16 protein-coding genes are annotated in these 16,567 nt (G+C 59.2%); 13 read left to right on the top strand and 3 right to left on the bottom strand.

The genetic code is table 11. From position 1 onward, the window contains the following. Positions 1-154: 154 nt before the first annotated feature. Entirely contained in the window at positions 155-658 is a 504-nt protein-coding gene (locus N018_RS02470; protein ID WP_025388767.1) for a GNAT family N-acetyltransferase, read from the bottom strand. A 186-nt stretch (positions 659-844) separates the two neighbouring features. Between N018_RS02470 and N018_RS02465 the strand changes: the two genes are divergently transcribed. Beyond that, the gene (locus N018_RS02465; protein WP_025388766.1) at positions 845-1,975 is read left to right on the top strand and encodes a Fic family protein; all 1,131 of its coding nucleotides are present in this window, start codon (positions 845-847) and stop codon (positions 1,973-1,975) included. A 62-nt stretch (positions 1,976-2,037) separates the two neighbouring features. After that, positions 2,038-2,673, top strand: a complete 636-nt coding sequence (locus N018_RS02460; RefSeq protein ID WP_025388765.1) for a nuclease-related domain-containing protein — start codon at positions 2,038-2,040, stop codon at positions 2,671-2,673. Between the two features lie 3 nt (positions 2,674-2,676). Here N018_RS02460 and N018_RS02455 read toward each other — a convergent pair whose 3' ends face one another. Further along, on the bottom strand, positions 2,677-3,903 hold the full coding sequence (locus N018_RS02455; protein WP_025388764.1) for a type II toxin-antitoxin system HipA family toxin: 1,227 nt from the start codon (positions 3,901-3,903) through the stop codon (positions 2,677-2,679). After that, the gene (locus tag N018_RS02450) at positions 3,903-4,226 is read right to left on the bottom strand and encodes a helix-turn-helix domain-containing protein (protein WP_024644696.1); all 324 of its coding nucleotides are present in this window, start codon (positions 4,224-4,226) and stop codon (positions 3,903-3,905) included. The genes N018_RS02455 and N018_RS02450 overlap by 1 nt, the downstream gene beginning before the upstream one ends. A 302-nt stretch (positions 4,227-4,528) precedes the next feature. On the opposite strand from N018_RS02450, the gene N018_RS02445 reads away from it, so the two are divergent. From N018_RS02445 to N018_RS02400, 11 genes are all read left to right on the top strand, one after another. Further along, the gene (locus N018_RS02445; protein WP_024644695.1) at positions 4,529-5,605 is read left to right on the top strand and encodes an FUSC family protein; all 1,077 of its coding nucleotides are present in this window, start codon (positions 4,529-4,531) and stop codon (positions 5,603-5,605) included. A 10-nt stretch (positions 5,606-5,615) separates the two neighbouring features. Next, complete coding sequence (locus N018_RS02440; RefSeq protein WP_024644694.1) at positions 5,616-6,077, top strand: Lrp/AsnC family transcriptional regulator; 462 nt, start codon at positions 5,616-5,618, stop codon at positions 6,075-6,077. Between the two features lie 152 nt (positions 6,078-6,229). After that, positions 6,230-7,909 carry a flavin monoamine oxidase family protein gene (locus N018_RS02435; RefSeq protein ID WP_024644693.1) on the top strand — a complete coding sequence of 560 codons (1,680 nt, stop codon included), beginning with the start codon at positions 6,230-6,232 and terminating at the stop codon, positions 7,907-7,909. A 15-nt stretch (positions 7,910-7,924) separates the two neighbouring features. Continuing rightward, the gene (locus N018_RS02430; RefSeq protein ID WP_025388763.1) at positions 7,925-8,731 is read left to right on the top strand and encodes a carbon-nitrogen hydrolase family protein; all 807 of its coding nucleotides are present in this window, start codon (positions 7,925-7,927) and stop codon (positions 8,729-8,731) included. 227 nt (positions 8,732-8,958) lie between these two features. Beyond that, on the top strand, positions 8,959-11,295 hold the full coding sequence (pqqF, locus tag N018_RS02425) for a pyrroloquinoline quinone biosynthesis protein PqqF (protein WP_025388762.1): 2,337 nt from the start codon (positions 8,959-8,961) through the stop codon (positions 11,293-11,295). Between the two features lie 135 nt (positions 11,296-11,430). After that, positions 11,431-11,505 (top strand): pyrroloquinoline quinone precursor peptide PqqA, encoded by a 75-nt coding sequence (gene pqqA, locus N018_RS25995; protein WP_003422658.1) that lies wholly within the window; start codon positions 11,431-11,433, stop codon positions 11,503-11,505. Between the two features lie 108 nt (positions 11,506-11,613). Further along, on the top strand, positions 11,614-12,525 hold the full coding sequence (gene pqqB, locus N018_RS02420) for a pyrroloquinoline quinone biosynthesis protein PqqB (RefSeq protein ID WP_025388761.1): 912 nt from the start codon (positions 11,614-11,616) through the stop codon (positions 12,523-12,525). Between the two features lie 8 nt (positions 12,526-12,533). Next, the gene (pqqC, locus tag N018_RS02415) at positions 12,534-13,289 is read left to right on the top strand and encodes a pyrroloquinoline-quinone synthase PqqC (protein ID WP_024644689.1); all 756 of its coding nucleotides are present in this window, start codon (positions 12,534-12,536) and stop codon (positions 13,287-13,289) included. After that, a complete protein-coding gene (gene pqqD / locus N018_RS02410; RefSeq protein WP_024644688.1) occupies positions 13,286-13,570 on the top strand; it encodes a pyrroloquinoline quinone biosynthesis peptide chaperone PqqD in 285 nt (94 codons plus the stop codon). The genes pqqC and pqqD overlap by 4 nt, the downstream gene beginning before the upstream one ends. Continuing rightward, the gene (pqqE, locus tag N018_RS02405; protein ID WP_418903462.1) at positions 13,494-14,732 is read left to right on the top strand and encodes a pyrroloquinoline quinone biosynthesis protein PqqE; all 1,239 of its coding nucleotides are present in this window, start codon (positions 13,494-13,496) and stop codon (positions 14,730-14,732) included. Before pqqD ends, pqqE begins: the two co-directional genes overlap by 77 nt. Continuing rightward, the gene (locus N018_RS02400; RefSeq protein WP_025388759.1) at positions 14,695-16,527 is read left to right on the top strand and encodes a S9 family peptidase; all 1,833 of its coding nucleotides are present in this window, start codon (positions 14,695-14,697) and stop codon (positions 16,525-16,527) included. The genes pqqE and N018_RS02400 overlap by 38 nt, the downstream gene beginning before the upstream one ends. Positions 16,528-16,567 lie beyond the last annotated feature (40 nt).

Raw genomic sequence — 16,567 nt, 5'->3', positions numbered from 1 at the left:
AAATCGAATATGGCAAAGGCTGGCTGTACACAGGTTGAACAACGAATCGAAGATAGCGGATTGCCAGCAAGGCATACGCTCACCGTCCCGGCAGGCGAGGGTGCAGAGCAACGGCGGTCGAATTCGAGAGAGGGCTGAGGCGATTACGCGCGCGTCAAAGCAGGCGCCACAATGTCTCACGCGTTGCAGGGATGAATGTCAGCGATTGACGGTCCATGACCCTCCTCAGCCCTTCGCCAATTCGAGCGTCCGACATGGGACCGAAGCCCTGCTTCCTGAACCACGGCCCGTTCCACAGCGGTTCACGAAAAGTCGTCAGGCTCACTGCCTGAACTGGAATGTCACGCGCATACGCTACAACGTATGACAGCAGAGCCTTCCCGATGCCATTGCCCGAAGCGCGGGGATCAACGCAGACGGTATCCAGGTACAACAAACCATCGAGAAGTCGCGTAGCTGCGAAGCCGATGATTTCATGACTGTTCCGGTCGACAGCGACAACCACCCGACAGGCCTGGAATCGGTCTGCGCTCAACGGAGGAAGGTCGGCAACGTGAGCCAGTGAGGGAATTGTCTTGTAGCGATCCCGGGCCTGCGCCGAGATACGCATCAACTCTTGTAGATCGCTGTCTTTCGACAGGCGCAGGTCATATGCGATCACCGTTTTCTCCTGATCATTGCGGCTAGCGTGAATAATGTACGAAGCCCGAAGTCGATGCCTTTGAACAGCCTGCGACGTGAAGCGCACAGCCACAGCTGGACGATGAGCCGAATAGCTCGCACAATCGGCTCATCTAATGAGCCGATTAGCCCTCTTATTCGGCTCACCGCACAGGTACCTCCAATGCCCGAACATCTCTGGATCTGGCAACAACCAGACTGGCCCCATTTCAGCTGGGATGGCGAACGTCTCGCAGCGCTGTTGCGAGAATGTACCAAGGCGCAAGGACGTCTGCTGGGCATGAGCAGCACAGTGGGCGGAGACGCCGAGGCGCGGGAAGCGCTGGACACCCTGTTGCAAAACATTGTCACGTCGTCCGCGATTGAAGGCGAGCAATTGAATATAGGTTCTGTCAGGTCTTCGTTGGCCCGTCGTCTGGGCCTTGTAGATAACGGCAAAACCGGCCCTCGCAGTGAAGGACTGGCCGAACTGATGCTGGATGCCACGCGCAGGCATGCTCAGCCGCTCGACCTGCAGCGCTTGTATGACTGGCATCGCTGGCTGTTCCCGGTGGAGGAAGGTTTCGTATCCGCCCGCATTCAGGTGGGGCAATTGCGTGGCGAGGAGCCTATGCAGGTGGTCTCGGGCAGACTTGATCGACCCACGGTGCATTTCGAAGCGCCACCGCGCGCTGTACTTGTGCGACAGTTGAATGACTTTCTCGATTGGTTCGCCAACAGCCAGAATGATGAGCGCCTTGACCCGTTCATACGCGCTGGCATTGCACATTTCTGGTTCGTGACGCTGCATCCGTTCGACGACGGTAATGGTCGCCTGACTCGAGCACTGACTGACCTCGCATTGGCTCAAGGCGATCAGCAGGCCATTCAGCTGTATGCGATGTCAGCCAGCATCCTTGAAGATCGGGCCGGATACTATCGGGTCCTGGAAGCCAGCCAAAAAAGCACGCCCGATGTCACCGAGTGGCTGGAGTGGTTCCTGCGCACAGTGCTGCGCAGCATTGAGCATGCCCTGGCTCGTATCGAACGAGTACTGGCCAAGACACGTTTCTGGCAGCTGCACAGCGGCGACGACCTGTCAGCCGAACAGGTCAAAGCGCTCAATCGCCTGCTTGACGGTGGCGAGCGCGGTTTTGAAGAAGGAATAAGTGCCGCGCAGTATCAGGCCGTGGCAAAGGTTTCAAAAGCAACAGCTACCCGCCATCTCAGTGACCTGCTTGCCAAAAACTGCCTGGCGCGCCTTCCGGGCGGCGGGCGCAGCACGCGCTATCAAATCATTTGGCCTGCGTTGTAACGAATTCCGGCACGACGCCGAAAACCTGTCAGACCTACTCGAAAGCCATGGAAAGGAATCCCATGAACTACAGCGCCATCTTCGCCCCGGCCATCAATATCATGATGTGGTTGTTTCCCACCTTGCTGGTGCTCTCGCTACTCAAATCATCATGGGCCAAAGGTCATATCGGCGAGCTGTGGGTGCGCCTGCTTGCTCACTGGAAACTGGATAAGGCCGTCTATCGCCGCCTGCACAATGTCACCCTGGACACGGCAGACGGCACAACGCAGATCGACCATGTGTTCATCTCCCCCTTCGGCATCTTTGTACTGGAAACCAAGAACATGCGTGGCTGGATTTTTGGTAGCGAGCAGCAGGCGCAATGGACGCAAAAAATCTACCGACAGACATTCAGGTTCCAGAACCCGTTACGGCAGAACTACAAACACCTCAAGGCACTGGAAGCCACACTCGGCGCAGACATGGCCTGCCTGCACTCGGTGATAAGTTTTATGGGAGACAGCACGTTCAAGACGCCAATGCCCGTGAACGTGACGCATGGAGCAGGCTTCATTCGCTATATCCGCTCATTCCAGCAGCCGGTTTTCAATGAAGCGCAGGTAGATGCCCTTGTGAACGAACTGCAAGCCAGTCGACGACCACCCAACCGAGCCACCCAACGTGAGCATGTGCGGAACCTCAAGCGTCGAGGATGAGTACTAACGCTTCAAGCATGTCCCGCTGGTCGCAGTGACCGCAGCATCCAGTTCTGCTCCAGCAAGGAATTGGCTGTAGTAGTCATGCAATTCCGTTTCCCAACCCGCTATCTCATCCAGCGCGACTTCGGCCTCTGACCTGCTCAGCCCAAAGTGACTGTATTGGCTCAACAGGTTGCCTCGATTGAGACGTGGCCCTTCGATGCCAACGGACATGGCGAGTGCCTGAGCAGGCCCTTCGTCCAGTATCGGCAATACGTCGTACATGGGCGAAAGCCGCCAGGTGCCGTCTTTCCAGATAACCGCGTGGTTGCGGGGATGGTCATCGGCGTTGCCGACCAGCACGTTGTAAGCCATGCGCCGATACAACTCTCGCCGGTCCTGATCCGGGGCACCACGACGATAGAGCTCATCAGCGAGCGCTGCGTATTGCCAATCAGGATGGCTACGCGCTTTCCACTCGGCATCCAGAAGAGTCAGCCCACTGAGCATCGGCAGCCGTCTGAAGCGGCCGGTCTGCTCATCAAACGTCCGGTCGAAGCGCTCGACCAGAAGCGTATTGATTCTTTCGCCATGGTACAGGGAGGTGTTGGCTGCCTGGAGCCCTTTAAGCCCTGCGAACGTCATGCAGGCATGTTCCACAGAGGGCAGATCATAGTGATCGAATGTATCCCTGGGCTTGGCCAGAATCAGTTTTTTGTCCCCCAGATAGGTACGCTTTGGACGAGCGCCACCCGCTGAAGATCGTTGATCCCTGACCTTCAGGGCGTCCAGTTGATCAACACTGAGCTGGCTGTCATAGATTGCTTCGCAGGCGTCGATGAACTGATCAAGACCTTTGGCGTGCAACGCTTTAGGAGGCGTCTGACCCAGTCCGGGCTGCGGCTCGCGCGCGACGCCAGCCATGATATTGCCCGCTCTGTCGCCGTTGGGGGATTTGAGCAGCAGTTGAATGGAATCCAATGGGCCCCTTTCGACGCGGTGCAACAACCGCTCTCCCCAGCCATCGGGCATGGCGTCATCAATGAAGCCGGGCACGCCGCCATTTTTGGTTACAGAATAAGAACGCGTGGACAATGGATACCTGAACGGATCCGGCACCCAGATATTTTCCTGTACGGCGTCAGGCGAATACTGAAACGTTCCGACCCCGGCCAGAATTGTCAGTTTGCCCAGCGTAAGCGTCTGTCCACTGACAGGGCATTCCATGTAGATGTAAGCCTGAGCCATCAGAAGTCCTCCGGCTTGTTCCTGGGCAGACGAACCCGCTTACGCTCAGCGGCCTCAAGCTGTTCGACACTGAACGATGCATCTTCCCTGAGCCCTTGAAACAGACGCTCCGACACACCCAGGGCCCAGACCACCAACATAAAGTCGCGTAGCGATACGCCGTCTGCGCTGCCGGCTTCGATACGGCGAAACGTGCGCAGCGAAATACCCAGCCGCTCAGCGAGGTCAATCTGGCGGAGGCCTTGTTGCAACCTGGCTTGCTTCACCAGCAGGGCAATCCGCAAAAGCGTGTCAGTGCATTGAACGGGGAAAAAAGCCTTCATCAGCAGCCACCGGCGAGCAAACGCGTGGACCCACAAAGTAGCACATTCGCAATCAGAAACGTGGAGATAATAGGTCACGATATTAAACCTTATATCGCATAAGAAATCATATAAAGGCACCTTAAACAGCTATTAAACTCCCCTTAGCCATCGGAGGAGTGCCATTGCTGCCCGATAAGTCAGGCGACAGTACTCGTGCTGATCGGCAACAATCTCCACTCATCTCCTGTCAGATGTGGCTTACTGACAAATACCATCATCCAATCAGGGATTTCTTCCCTACCCTCGCGGTCTCTTTACGCATGACGAATTCGCGCTCTGCTTTAATACCCTCCTGGCTTCGCCCTGTTCTGCGTCCTTTGCTGGACCCGTATCGCCGTTACCGGCATGCGCGGCTGATCCATGCGGCGCGGATTGCAATCGGGCTGCTGGTGACCATCCTGTTGACCACGGGCCTCAACCTGCCGCATGGCGAGTGGGCGTCGGTCACCATGCTGATCGTGATCGGCGGCTTGCAGCACCACGGCAACATTGGCAAGAAATCGGTCGAGCGGGCCTACGGCACGCTGATCGGGGCCGGGCTGGGCCTGATTGTGGTGGTGCAGCAGGGCTATCTGGAAATGCCGCTGCTGACCTACGCGATGATGTCGGTCCTATGCGGCTTCTTCGCTTATCACGCCATTGGCAAGGGCGGGTATACCGCGCTGCTGTCGGCAATCACCCTGTTTATCGTGGCCGGGCACGGTTACAACCCGATCAGCGACGGGCTGTGGCGCACCGTGGACATCCTGATCGGTATCGCGTTGGCGCTGGCGTTCTCGTTCGCGTTGCCGCTGTACGCTGTGTTTTCCTGGCGCTACAACCTGGCCAGCGGCCTGCGTGACTGCGCCAAGGTTTATGGGCGCATCGTGCAAGGCCAGCCGGTTACGGCCGATGAGCATTTGAAGCTCACCGCAAGGCTCAACGCGACCATGCTGCAATTGCGCTCGTTGCTGCCATCAGTGTCCAAGGAAGTGAAGATGTCCATGGTCGAGCTGGACGCCATTCAGGGGCATTTCCGAATGTGCCTCAGCACCCTGGAAATTCTCGCCAACATTCGCCCCGCGAACCTGAATCAGATAGCCGACGAGTCGTTGCAGGCATCGCTGGACGGTGATTACCGACAGATTCGCCGCCAACTGATCGGCATGGCCCGTGCCCTGCAAACCGGTGCGACCGAGCGTCTGGCACGCACCACGGAAGCTACCGAAACGCCGGCGGTGCAACCGGTCATCCCTGCCGAGTTGATGGGCTACCACTTGATGACCCAACAGTTGGCGCACAACCTGGACGGGTTGCAGGCGCGTCTTGCCAAGACAGCCAAACGCTGGAAGTTTTAAGGGAATGCCTGTGCCTGACACACGTCCACCCGCACTGGATGAAATTGATCGCAAACTGATCGCCGCCTTGCAAATCAATGCACGCGAAAGCGTTGCCATGCTGGCTCGCCAACTGGGCATCGCGCGCACCACCGTCACCTCGCGGCTGGCACGGTTGGAAAGCAGCAAGGTGATTACCGGCTACGGCGTGCGCCTTGGCCAGCGGGTGGTCGATGGCGGATTACAAGCGTATGTCGGCATTACCGTGCAGCCCCGTTCGGGCAAGGAAGTGCTGCGCCGGCTGAGTGCGCTGGCCCAGGTTCAGCAATTGTGTGCGGTCAGTGGCGAGTTCGATTACGTGGCCTGGCTGCGTACTGAATCCCCGGAACAACTGGATGAGCTGCTCGACCTGATTGGTAGCGTGGATGGCGTCGAGAAAACCACCACGTCGATTATCCTGAGCAGCAAGATTGATCGCGGGCAGCCGGTCTGACTGCCTACGCAATAATGCCGAACCCTACAAATAGCAGCGCCGCATCGTCACTTCGCACAAATAATCATCATAGTGACGACACTTTGCGTCTTATTAACACGCGCGCCATTCTCTAGACTGTTGTTTTTCGCCGTTGCCCCTCAAGGTCAGTCATGAAAACCAACCGTCACCCCGCCAACGGCAAAAAGCCGATCACCCTGTTCGGCCCGGATTTCCCCTTTGCCTTTGATGACTGGATCGAGCATCCGAAAGGTCTGGGCAGTATTCCGGCGGAGCATCATGGCGCGGAAGTAGCGATCGTCGGCGCCGGTATCGCCGGGCTGGTGGCCGCTTACGAACTGATGAAGATGGGCCTCAAGCCGGTCGTATACGAAGCCTCGAAAATGGGCGGCCGTCTGCGCTCGCAAGAATTCGAAGGCGCCAAGGGCATCGTCGCCGAACTGGGCGGTATGCGTTTTCCCGTGTCCTCGACCGCATTCTTCCATTACGTCGACAAGCTGGGCCTGGAATCCAGGCCGTTTCCCAACCCGCTGACGGCGGCGTCCGGTAGCACTGTTATCGATCTGGAAGGCACCACGTATTACGCCCAGATGCTCTCGGACCTGCCTGCGCTGTTTCAGGAAGTCGCTGACGCCTGGGCCGATGCACTGGAGAGCGGTTCGCAATTCGCCGACATCCAGCAAGCGATCCGCGATCGCGATGTGCCGCGCCTCAAGGAGCTTTGGAACAGGCTGGTGCCGCTGTGGGACGACCGCACGTTCTATGACTTCGTCGCCACCTCCGACGCCTTCGCCAAGCTATCGTTCTACCACCGCGAAGTGTTCGGCCAGGTCGGTTTCGGCACGGGTGGCTGGGATTCGGACTTCCCCAATTCGATGCTGGAAATTTTCCGCGTGGTCATGACCAACTGCGACGAACACCAACATCTGATCGTCGGCGGCGTGCAGCAAGTACCGGTTGGGCTGTGGAACCATGTGCCGGAACGTTGCGCACACTGGCCCAAGGGCACCAGCCTGTCATCGTTGCATCGCGGCGCACCGCGTACCGGCGTCAAGCGTATTGCGCGGGCCGAGGACGGCAACTTCAGCGTCACCGATAACTGGGGCGACACGCGGCAATACGCGGCGGTGCTGACCACTTGTCAGAGCTGGCTGCTGACCACCCAGATCGAATGCGAGGAATCGCTGTTCTCGCAGAAGATGTGGATGGCGCTGGACCGCACACGTTACATGCAGTCATCAAAAACCTTTGTGATGGTCGACCGTCCGTTCTGGAAAGACAAAGACCCGGAAACCGGTCGCGATCTGATGAGCATGACCCTCACCGACCGCCTGACGCGTGGCACGTATCTGTTCGATAACGGCGACGACAAGCCGGGGGTGATTTGCCTGTCCTACTCGTGGATGAGCGACGCGCTGAAAATGCTGCCGCAGCCTGTCGAAAAGCGCGTGAAGCTGGCGCTGGATGCGTTGAAGAAGATCTACCCGAAAGTGGACATCGCAGCGCGCATCATCGGCGATCCGATTACCGTATCGTGGGAAGCCGACCCGCACTTCCTCGGCGCATTCAAGGGTGCATTGCCGGGTCATTACCGTTATAACCAGCGCATGTACGCGCACTTCATGCAGCAGGACATGCCCAGCGAACAGCGCGGCCTGTTCATTGCCGGTGACGATGTATCGTGGACGCCGGCATGGGTTGAAGGTGCGGTGCAGACCTCACTGAACGCGGTGTGGGGCATCATGAATCACTTCGGCGGCAAGACCCACGCTGACAACCCTGGCCCTGGCGACGTGTTTCATGAAATCGGCCCGATTGCGCTGGCGGACTGACAGAAGGAAGAACCGATGCGCGTTGCGCTGTATCAATGCCCACCCTTGCCGCTGGATATAAGCGGCAACCTGACCCGACTGGAACAGCAGGCTATAGCAGCCGCCGCACAAGGCGTGCAGGTGCTGATCTGTCCGGAGATGTTGCTGACCGGCTACAACATCGGCGCGCAGGCAGTCCGCGAACTGGCACAAGCGCACGATGGCCCGGCGGCGACTCGCATAGCCGCCATTGCCCAGGCCAACGGCATTGCCGTCCTGTACGGCTATCCGGAGCGCGGGGCCGATCAGCAGATCTACAACGCCGTGCAACTGATCGACAGCCAGGGCACACGCCTGTGCAACTACCGCAAGACGCATCTGTTTAGCGGGTTGGACAAGTCAATGTTCACGGCAGGCGAGGATCATTTCCCGGTAGTCGAGCTGAACGGCTGGCGACTCGGCTTGCTGATTTGTTACGACGTCGAGTTTCCCGAAAACACTCGCCGCCTGGCCTTGGCCGGTGCCGAGCTGATTCTGGTGCCGACGGCGAACATGGTGCCCTACGATTTTGTCTGCGACGTCACCGTACGGGCGCGGGCGTTCGAGAATCACTGTTACGTGGTGTATGCCAACTACTGCGGCAGCGAGGGCGAGATTCACTATTGCGGGCTCAGCAGCCTTTGTGCCCCGGACGGCAGCCGCCCGGCGCTGGCAGGCCAGGATGAGACACTGATGATCGGCACGCTGGACAAGGCACTGTTGGCGCAAGCCAGAAGCGCCAATGACTACTTTTTGGATCGTCGGCCAGAGCTGTACGCGTCACTGAGCAAAAGCCAGAACTGACGCTGCACGCACAGCGCGGCATGGAGGTGACGCAGGGCGCCACAAGATGCGTTCCGGCGCGGCGGCACGATAATCCACCGGTTCCCATCGTGCCCATGCTCCGCGTGGGCTTGCCGCTCTGGATGCTCTGCGTCCGCTTTTCAGCGCGCTTGAGCGGGATGCTCGCGAACCTGGCCGCTTATCCGCTAGCATGACGTTCAGATTCCCAAGCCTTTCCGGACGTACTCATGTCTGCCGCGCAACCCGCTGACACCCGACGCATCACGCTGGCCAACGGGCTGAGTGTGATTGTGTGTCACGACTCGCGGCTCAAACGTAGCGCGGCCTCGTTGCGGGTCGCGGCGGGCAGTCATGACGTGCCACAGGCGTGGCCCGGACTGGCGCATTTTCTGGAGCATCTGTTTTTCCTTGGCACCGAGCGTTTTCCGGCCAAAGAAAACCTGATGACGTTCGTGCAGCGTCATGGCGGCCAGGTGAATGCCAGCACCCGAGAGCGCACCACCGACTTTTTCTTCGAGCTGCCGCAAGCAGCCTTCGCCCAAGGGCTGGAGCGCCTGTGCGACATGCTCGCCCGGCCGCGCATGACCCTTGCCGATCAATTGCGCGAACGCGAAGTGCTGCACGCCGAGTTCATCGCGTGGCTGGGCGATGTTGAAGCACAGCACCACATGCGCTTGCTCGCGCCGATCAATCCACAGCATCCGCTGCGCGGTTTCCATGCAGGCAATCGCTACAGCCTGTCAGTGCCCAACCCGGCATTTCAGCGAGCATTGCACGACTTCCATAGCCGTTTTTATCAAGCAGGACAGATGACCCTGTGCCTGACCGGGCCGCAATCCCTGGCTGAGCTGGAGATGCAGGCAAAGAAACACGGCGCGCTGTTCACCAGCGGAGAAAAGCTCAGACAACAGCAGCCTCCGCCGCTGCACACTCAATCAACAGGCACTCCCTCAACTGGCCCTCGACAAACAGGTGACCAGAAACATCTGTTGTTCGCCTGCGAAGGTTTGCCGGAACGGGCAGACGAGGCGGTAGCGTTCCTCTGTCACTGGATGAACAACGCACAGCCCGGCGGACTGATCGCCGAAGTGATCCAAAGGGGCCTGGCCGAATCGCTGAAGGCCTCGTCGCTGTATCAGTTCGATGGGCAGCTACTGCTGGATGTCGAGTGCAAAGGCGCCCTGGCGAACGCTGGCCTCATAAGCACCCTGCTCTTCAGCTGGCTTGAGTTCTTCAAGCCCCGTTGGCCTGCGCTGGTCGAAGAATATCAGCGTCTGCAACAGCGGCGTCTGCACCTGTGCGGGCCTTTGGCGCTGGCGCATCATCATTGCCATGCGCTGCCGGCACAATTAAGCGTACACGGCGCAACGGCACTCGGCGTTTTGCTTGAACAACTCACGTCAGACGGCCTGATCACTCCAACGGCTGTAGATAAATCAGACGACGCACACGTGGACTGGCGTCTGCCATCGCCCAATCCGTTTTTGAGTTCGACCGCTGATGACAGCGCTGAAGCAGCGCTTTGTGTGCGCTGGGAGCTGTCATCACCACAACCTGCGCTCTGGCAGTCGCTCAATGCCAGCCTGAAAAACTTGATCGAGGATGCCCGACAAGCCGGTGTGACCGTCACGTTCAGCGCGTATGGCCCGTTCTGGCAACTGCAACTGAACGGTCTGCGAGCACCCATGGCCGATATTCTCACTTACAGCTTGCGGCGGCTGCGCCAACCATCTTCGGCAACGCTTATGCACGAGGCCGAGCCAGCGTTGATTCCCATACGTCAGTTGCTCAAGCGGCTTGCTGATCACTATTTGAGCACCGAGAGAACGCAGACGGTCGAGGATCTGCACACCCACTGGGCAAGCTCGCGCTGGATCAGCTTCAACCACGGCTTCTGCGCCGCAACTCAGGCGTTGATCAACGCGGCACTGGACGCAACACCCGGAGCGCAACAAACAACTCCGTTGACGCTGCCCGCCATTCAGCCCGGTAAACGCTGGGCGACTGAGAAGTCGTCCTCTTCGGAAGACGCGGTGCTGGTGTTTTGTCCCACTCCCAGCGAATCTGCAGAAGACCAGGCCGCGTGGCGAATGCTGGCGCACCTGCTACAGACACCGTTCTACCAAAAGCTGCGGGTCGAGTTGCAGCTGGGTTACGCGGTATTCAGCGGCATCAGGCAAATCGCCGGACGGACCGGCTTGCTGTTTGGCGTTCAGTCGCCCACCAGTACCACCGAGCAACTGTTTCAGCACATTGAAGCCTTCCTCGTCGCACTGCCGGATCTCGTTCGCAGCGCTGATCTGCCCGAGCAGATCCAGGCGCTGTCAGCACAGTTCGACCCGATGAACATGCCCGATCAGCAGCACGCCGACCTGCAGTGGCACGCCTGCCTTGCCGGGCATCAAGGCGATCATGCGCAAACACTGCGCAGTGCTCTGTCAAATCTGGATACACACTCGTTGCTGGCCGCCTGCGATCAGTTGATCGACGCCACTGGCGGCTGGCTGATTGTGGCCAACCGCCCGTGCCCTGCGGCCAGCGCCTTATCCTTACCTGAACGGTAACGGTCTTTCATGCAGATTCTGGCCCTGCTGAATTGTTAAAATGAGTAACATAGCTCCCTAAGCATCTGAACGTATGCCTTCAACGATGCACTAAGATGTAGTCACCCACCGCTGCACTTATCCGAGGAGATTTTTATGTCGTGGACTAAACCTGCTTACACTGATTTGCGTATCGGTTTTGAAGTCACCATGTACTTCGCAAGCCGTTGATTTCAGTGCGCTGTGAAGCCTCGGTTCGCCGGGGCTTTTTTTATGGTTGTGATGGTTTTTTATTCTTGTGAGCTATTTTTTGTTCCAGATTGTGTGCCGGGAGCTGACATGTACATCCAGATTCTAGGTTCCGCTGCTGGCGGTGGATTCCCCCAGTGGAACTGCAACTGCGTCAATTGCGCAGGTTTTCGCGATGGCAGCCTGCGGGCGCAAGCACGCACCCAGTCTTCCATTGCACTGTCCGACGATGGCGTGAACTGGGTGCTGTGCAACGCGTCTCCGGATATCCGCGCGCAACTACAAGGCTTCGCCCCCATGCAGCCGGGCCGTGCATTACGCGATACCGGGATCAGCGCCATCGTGCTGATGGACAGCCAGATCGACCACACCACCGGCCTGCTCAGCTTGCGCGAGGGCTGCCCGCATCAGGTCTGGTGTACCGACATGGTCCATGAAGACCTGAGCACCGGCTTCCCGCTGTTCGAAATGCTCAAACACTGGAACGGCGGCCTGAGCTGGAACCGTATCGAGCTGCAAGGCAGTTTCGTGATTCCGGCCTGCCCCAACCTGCGCTTCACGCCGTTCCCGCTGCGCAGCGCCGCACCGCCCTACTCGCCGCACCGGTTCGACCCGCACCCAGGCGATAACATCGGCCTGCTGGTCGAAGACACCCGCACCGGCGGCAAGCTGTTCTATGCGCCGGGGCTGGGCAAGGTCGATGAAGCGCTGGCCGAAAAGATGCGCGACGCCGACTGCCTGCTGGTCGACGGCACAATGTGGGACGACGACGAAATGCAGCGCCGTGGCGTGGGCACCCGCACCGGCCGGGAAATGGGCCACCTCGCCCAGAACGGCCCCGGCGGCATGCTCGAAGTGCTGGAAGGCTTCCCGGAGCAGCGCAAGGTGCTTATCCACATCAACAACACCAACCCGATTCTCGACGAAGACTCCCCGGAGCGCGCCGAACTGATTCGTCGCCACGTCGAAGTGGCCTACGACGGCATGAGCATTGAGCTTTAGGAGCTGACATGAGCGAAGCGACTGCGTTGTCCCCCGCAGAATTCGAGCAGGCCCTGCGTGCCAAGGGCGCGTATTACCACATCTATCACCCGTTTCACGTAGCGATGTACGAAGGCCGCGCGACCCGCGAACAGATTCAGGGCTGGGTTGCCAACCGTTTCTACTATCAGATGAACATTCCGCTCAAGGACGCCGCGATTCTGGCCAATTGCCCGGATCGCGAGATTCGTCGCGAATGGATTCAGCGCCTGCTCGACCACGACGGCGCGCCCGGTGAAGACGGCGGCATCGAAGCCTGGTTGCGCCTCGGTCAGGCCGTCGGGCTGGACCCGGATCAGTTGCGCTCTCAGGAACTGGTATTGCCTGGCGTACGCTTCGCGGTCGACGCCTATGTGAACTTCGCTCGCCGTGCCAACTGGCAGGAGGCGGCCAGCAGCTCGTTGACCGAATTGTTCGCGCCGCAGATCCATCAGTCGCGACTGGACAGCTGGCCGCAGCATTACCCGTGGATCGACCCGGCAGGCTATGAGTATTTCCGCACTCGCCTGGGTCAGGCCCGGCGCGATGTGGAACACGGTCTCGCGATCACGTTACAGCACTACACTACCTATGAAGGCCAGCAGCGTATGCTGGAAATCCTGCAGTTCAAACTCGACATTCTGTGGAGCATGCTCGATGCGATGTCCATGGCCTACGAACTGAACCGCCCGCCGTATCACAGCGTTACAGACCAGAAGGTCTGGCATAAGGGGATTACCCTATGAAGCACGATCCGACATTCCGGGCATTGACGCCCAAGTGGCATCAGGGCTACCGCTTTCAGTATGAGCCTGCGCAAAAGGCCCATGTGGTCCTTTACCCTGAAGGCATGATCAAACTCAATGAAAGCGCGGCCCTGATTGGCGGGCTGATCGACGGGCAGCGCACGATCGCCGCCATCATTGACGAGCTTCATCGCCAGTTCCCTAATGTTCCCGAGCTGGGCATGGACGTCGACGAGTTCATGGAAGGCGCCAAAAAGAAAAACTGGATCGATCTTGTCTGACACCGTGCTCGCGACCAATAGCCCCTACATCCCACCCACTCCCGAGGTCGGCCTGCCGCTGTGGCTGCTCGCCGAGCTGACCTATCGCTGCCCGCTGCAGTGCCCTTACTGCTCCAACCCATTGGACTTCGCCAAACAGGGCCAGGAGCTGACCACCGAACAGTGGTTCAAGGTTATGCAGGAAGCGCGGGAGATGGGTGCGGCGCAGATCGGATTTTCCGGCGGCGAGCCACTGGTGCGTCAGGACCTTGCCGAGCTGATCGCCGAAGCTCGGCGACTGGGCTTTTATACCAACCTGATCACCTCGGGCATCGGTCTGACCGAAGAAAAGATCATCGCCTTCAAGGAAGCCGGGCTGGACCACATCCAGATCAGCTTTCAGGCCAGCGACGAGCAGGTCAACAACATGCTCGCAGGCTCGAAGAAAGCCTTTGCGCAAAAGCTGGAAATGGCCCGTGCAGTGAAAAAGTACGGCTATCCGATGGTGCTGAACTTCGTCACACACCGGCACAACATCGACCGGATCGACAAGATCATCGAGCTGTGCCTGGCGCTGGAAGCGGATTTCGTCGAACTGGCGACCTGTCAGTTCTATGGCTGGGCGCATTTGAATCGTGTCGGACTGCTGCCAACCCGGGATCAACTGGTGCGTGCAGAAGCGGTCACCAATGAGTACCGCGAGCGGCTGGAGGCGGAAAATCACCCGTGCAAGCTGATCTTCGTCACCCCCGATTATTACGAAGAGCGTCCCAAGGCCTGCATGAATGGCTGGGGCAATATCTTCCTGACCGTAACCCCGGACGGCACCGCACTGCCCTGTCACGGCGCGCGACAGATGCCGATCCAGTTTCCGAATGTGCGCGATCACAGCATGCAGCACATCTGGTACGACTCGTTCGGCTTCAACCGTTTTCGCGGTTACGACTGGATGCCCGAGCCTTGCCGCTCGTGTGACGAGAAAGAAAAAGACTTCGGCGGCTGCCGCTGCCAGGCCTTCATGCTCACCGGCGATGCAGCCAATGCTGACCCGGTGTGCAGTAAATCCTATCACCACGGGATCATCACTCAGGCTCGCGACGAGTCCGAAACTGCTACTCAAACCATTGAAGAGCTGGCCTTTCGCAATGACCGAAACTCACGACTCATCGCAAAATCTTCCTGAACCCCTGAGCGCCGCGCAGGCGGTTGCCGCGGGCGTCGACTTCGCCGAGCTGGACGTCAATTCCGCAGGCCTGTTCTGGAATGAATACCGGCCCGAAGATGGCGCCAGCCGCATCTGGCACTGGTACGCGAACAGCAAGCGTTGCCTGACGCCTCAGGGTTTCAGCGTGCGCAGCCGGGTCTATGAATACGGCGGTGGCTCATTCTGCCTGGCCGACGACGCCGTGGTGTTCGTCAATGAGCGTGATCAGCAGCTTTATCGACAGGCGCTGGACGCCAGCGAGCCGGTTGCCCTGACTCAGGGTGACAAACGCTACGGTGGTGTGTTTTTCAGCAACGACCGGATTCTCGCCGTTGAAGAAGACCACACCACCCATCGGCTGGTGTCCATCGCCCTGGCTGACGGCCAGCGCGAGCTGTTGGCCGAAGGTGCGGACTTCTATGCGTCGCCCATTATCAGCGCCGACGGCAAACGTCTGGCCTGGATCGAATGGCAGCGCCCGCATCAGCCGTGGACCCGTACCCGCCTGATGTGTGCGACCAGGCAGGACAGTGGTAACTGGGGCACTGCTGTATGTGTTGCAGGTGATGACACTGAAGAATCCTTGCAACAACCGCGCTTCGATACTCAGGGCCAACTGTACTGCCTGACTGATCGCGCCGGCTTCTGGCAGCCGTGGGGCGAATCGGCTTCCGGGTTTGTGTCGCTTCCGGCCGCGCCCGCTGACCATGCATCTGCGCCCTGGCAATTGGGCAGTTGCACTTGGCTGCCGATCAACGAGGGCTATCTGGCCAGTTGGGCGCAGGACGGTTCCTGGGTATTGGGGCTGTGTCAGGCCGACGGCTCCGCCGAAGATTTCAGCGCCGGATACAACCGGTTCCGCAGCCTCGCCGTCGACGAGGATTTTATCTATTGCATCGCGGCCTCGCCATTCAGCACGTCTGCCGTGCTGGCCATTTCACGTGTCGATCACAGTGTGCAGGTGTTGGCCGGTGGCGGCTCTCCGCTGCCTGTCGAACAGATCAGCCTTGCACAAGCGTTGCGCTACCCGAGCGGCGGAGCCGAGGCGTACGGTTATTTCTATCCGGCCATGACTGGGGCGCAGAAGCCGCCGCTGGTGGTGTTCATCCACGGCGGCCCGACTTCGGCCTGCTACCCGGTGCTCGACCCGCGCATTCAATACTGGACGCATCGCGGCTTCGCCGTGGCGGACCTGAATTATCGCGGCAGCAGCGGCTACGGTCGCGAGTATCGACAGAGCCTGCACCTGACCTGGGGCGTGGCGGACGTCGAGGATGCCTGCGCGGTCGTCACCCACCTGGCCGAACGTGGCTTGATTGATGAACGACAGGCCTTCATACGCGGCGGCAGCGCGGGGGGTTACACCACGTTATGCGCACTGGCCTTCCAGAACGTGTTTCGCGCCGGGGCCAGCCTGTATGGAGTCAGCGATCCGGTCGCGCTGGCCAGGGCCACGCATAAGTTCGAGGGTGATTATCTGGACTGGCTGATTGGCGATCCGCTCAAGGACATAGAGCGTTACGAAGCCAGAACGCCGCTGCTGCACGCGGACAGCATCAATGTGCCAGTGATCTTTTTCCAGGGCGAACTGGATGCCGTCGTAGTGCCGGAACAGACTCGTTCCATGCTCAAGGCCTTGCAGGACAGGGGCATCAAGACCGAAGCGCACTTTTACGCGGACGAACACCATGGATTCCGCAAGGCACACAACCTGGCAGATGCGCTGGAGAAGGAATGGAGGTTTTACCGGGAGGTGCTTGATGCGGCCGATTGATCGTTCCAGCTGAAAGAACGATCAATCCATGCGCCGGGGC

Source organism: Pseudomonas syringae CC1557 (assembly GCF_000452705.1).
In the GTDB taxonomy this organism is placed as follows: domain Bacteria; phylum Pseudomonadota; class Gammaproteobacteria; order Pseudomonadales; family Pseudomonadaceae; genus Aquipseudomonas; species Aquipseudomonas syringae_F.
Note: the sequence above shows the minus strand (reverse complement) of the source record. Positions and strands in the feature narration are given on the sequence as shown.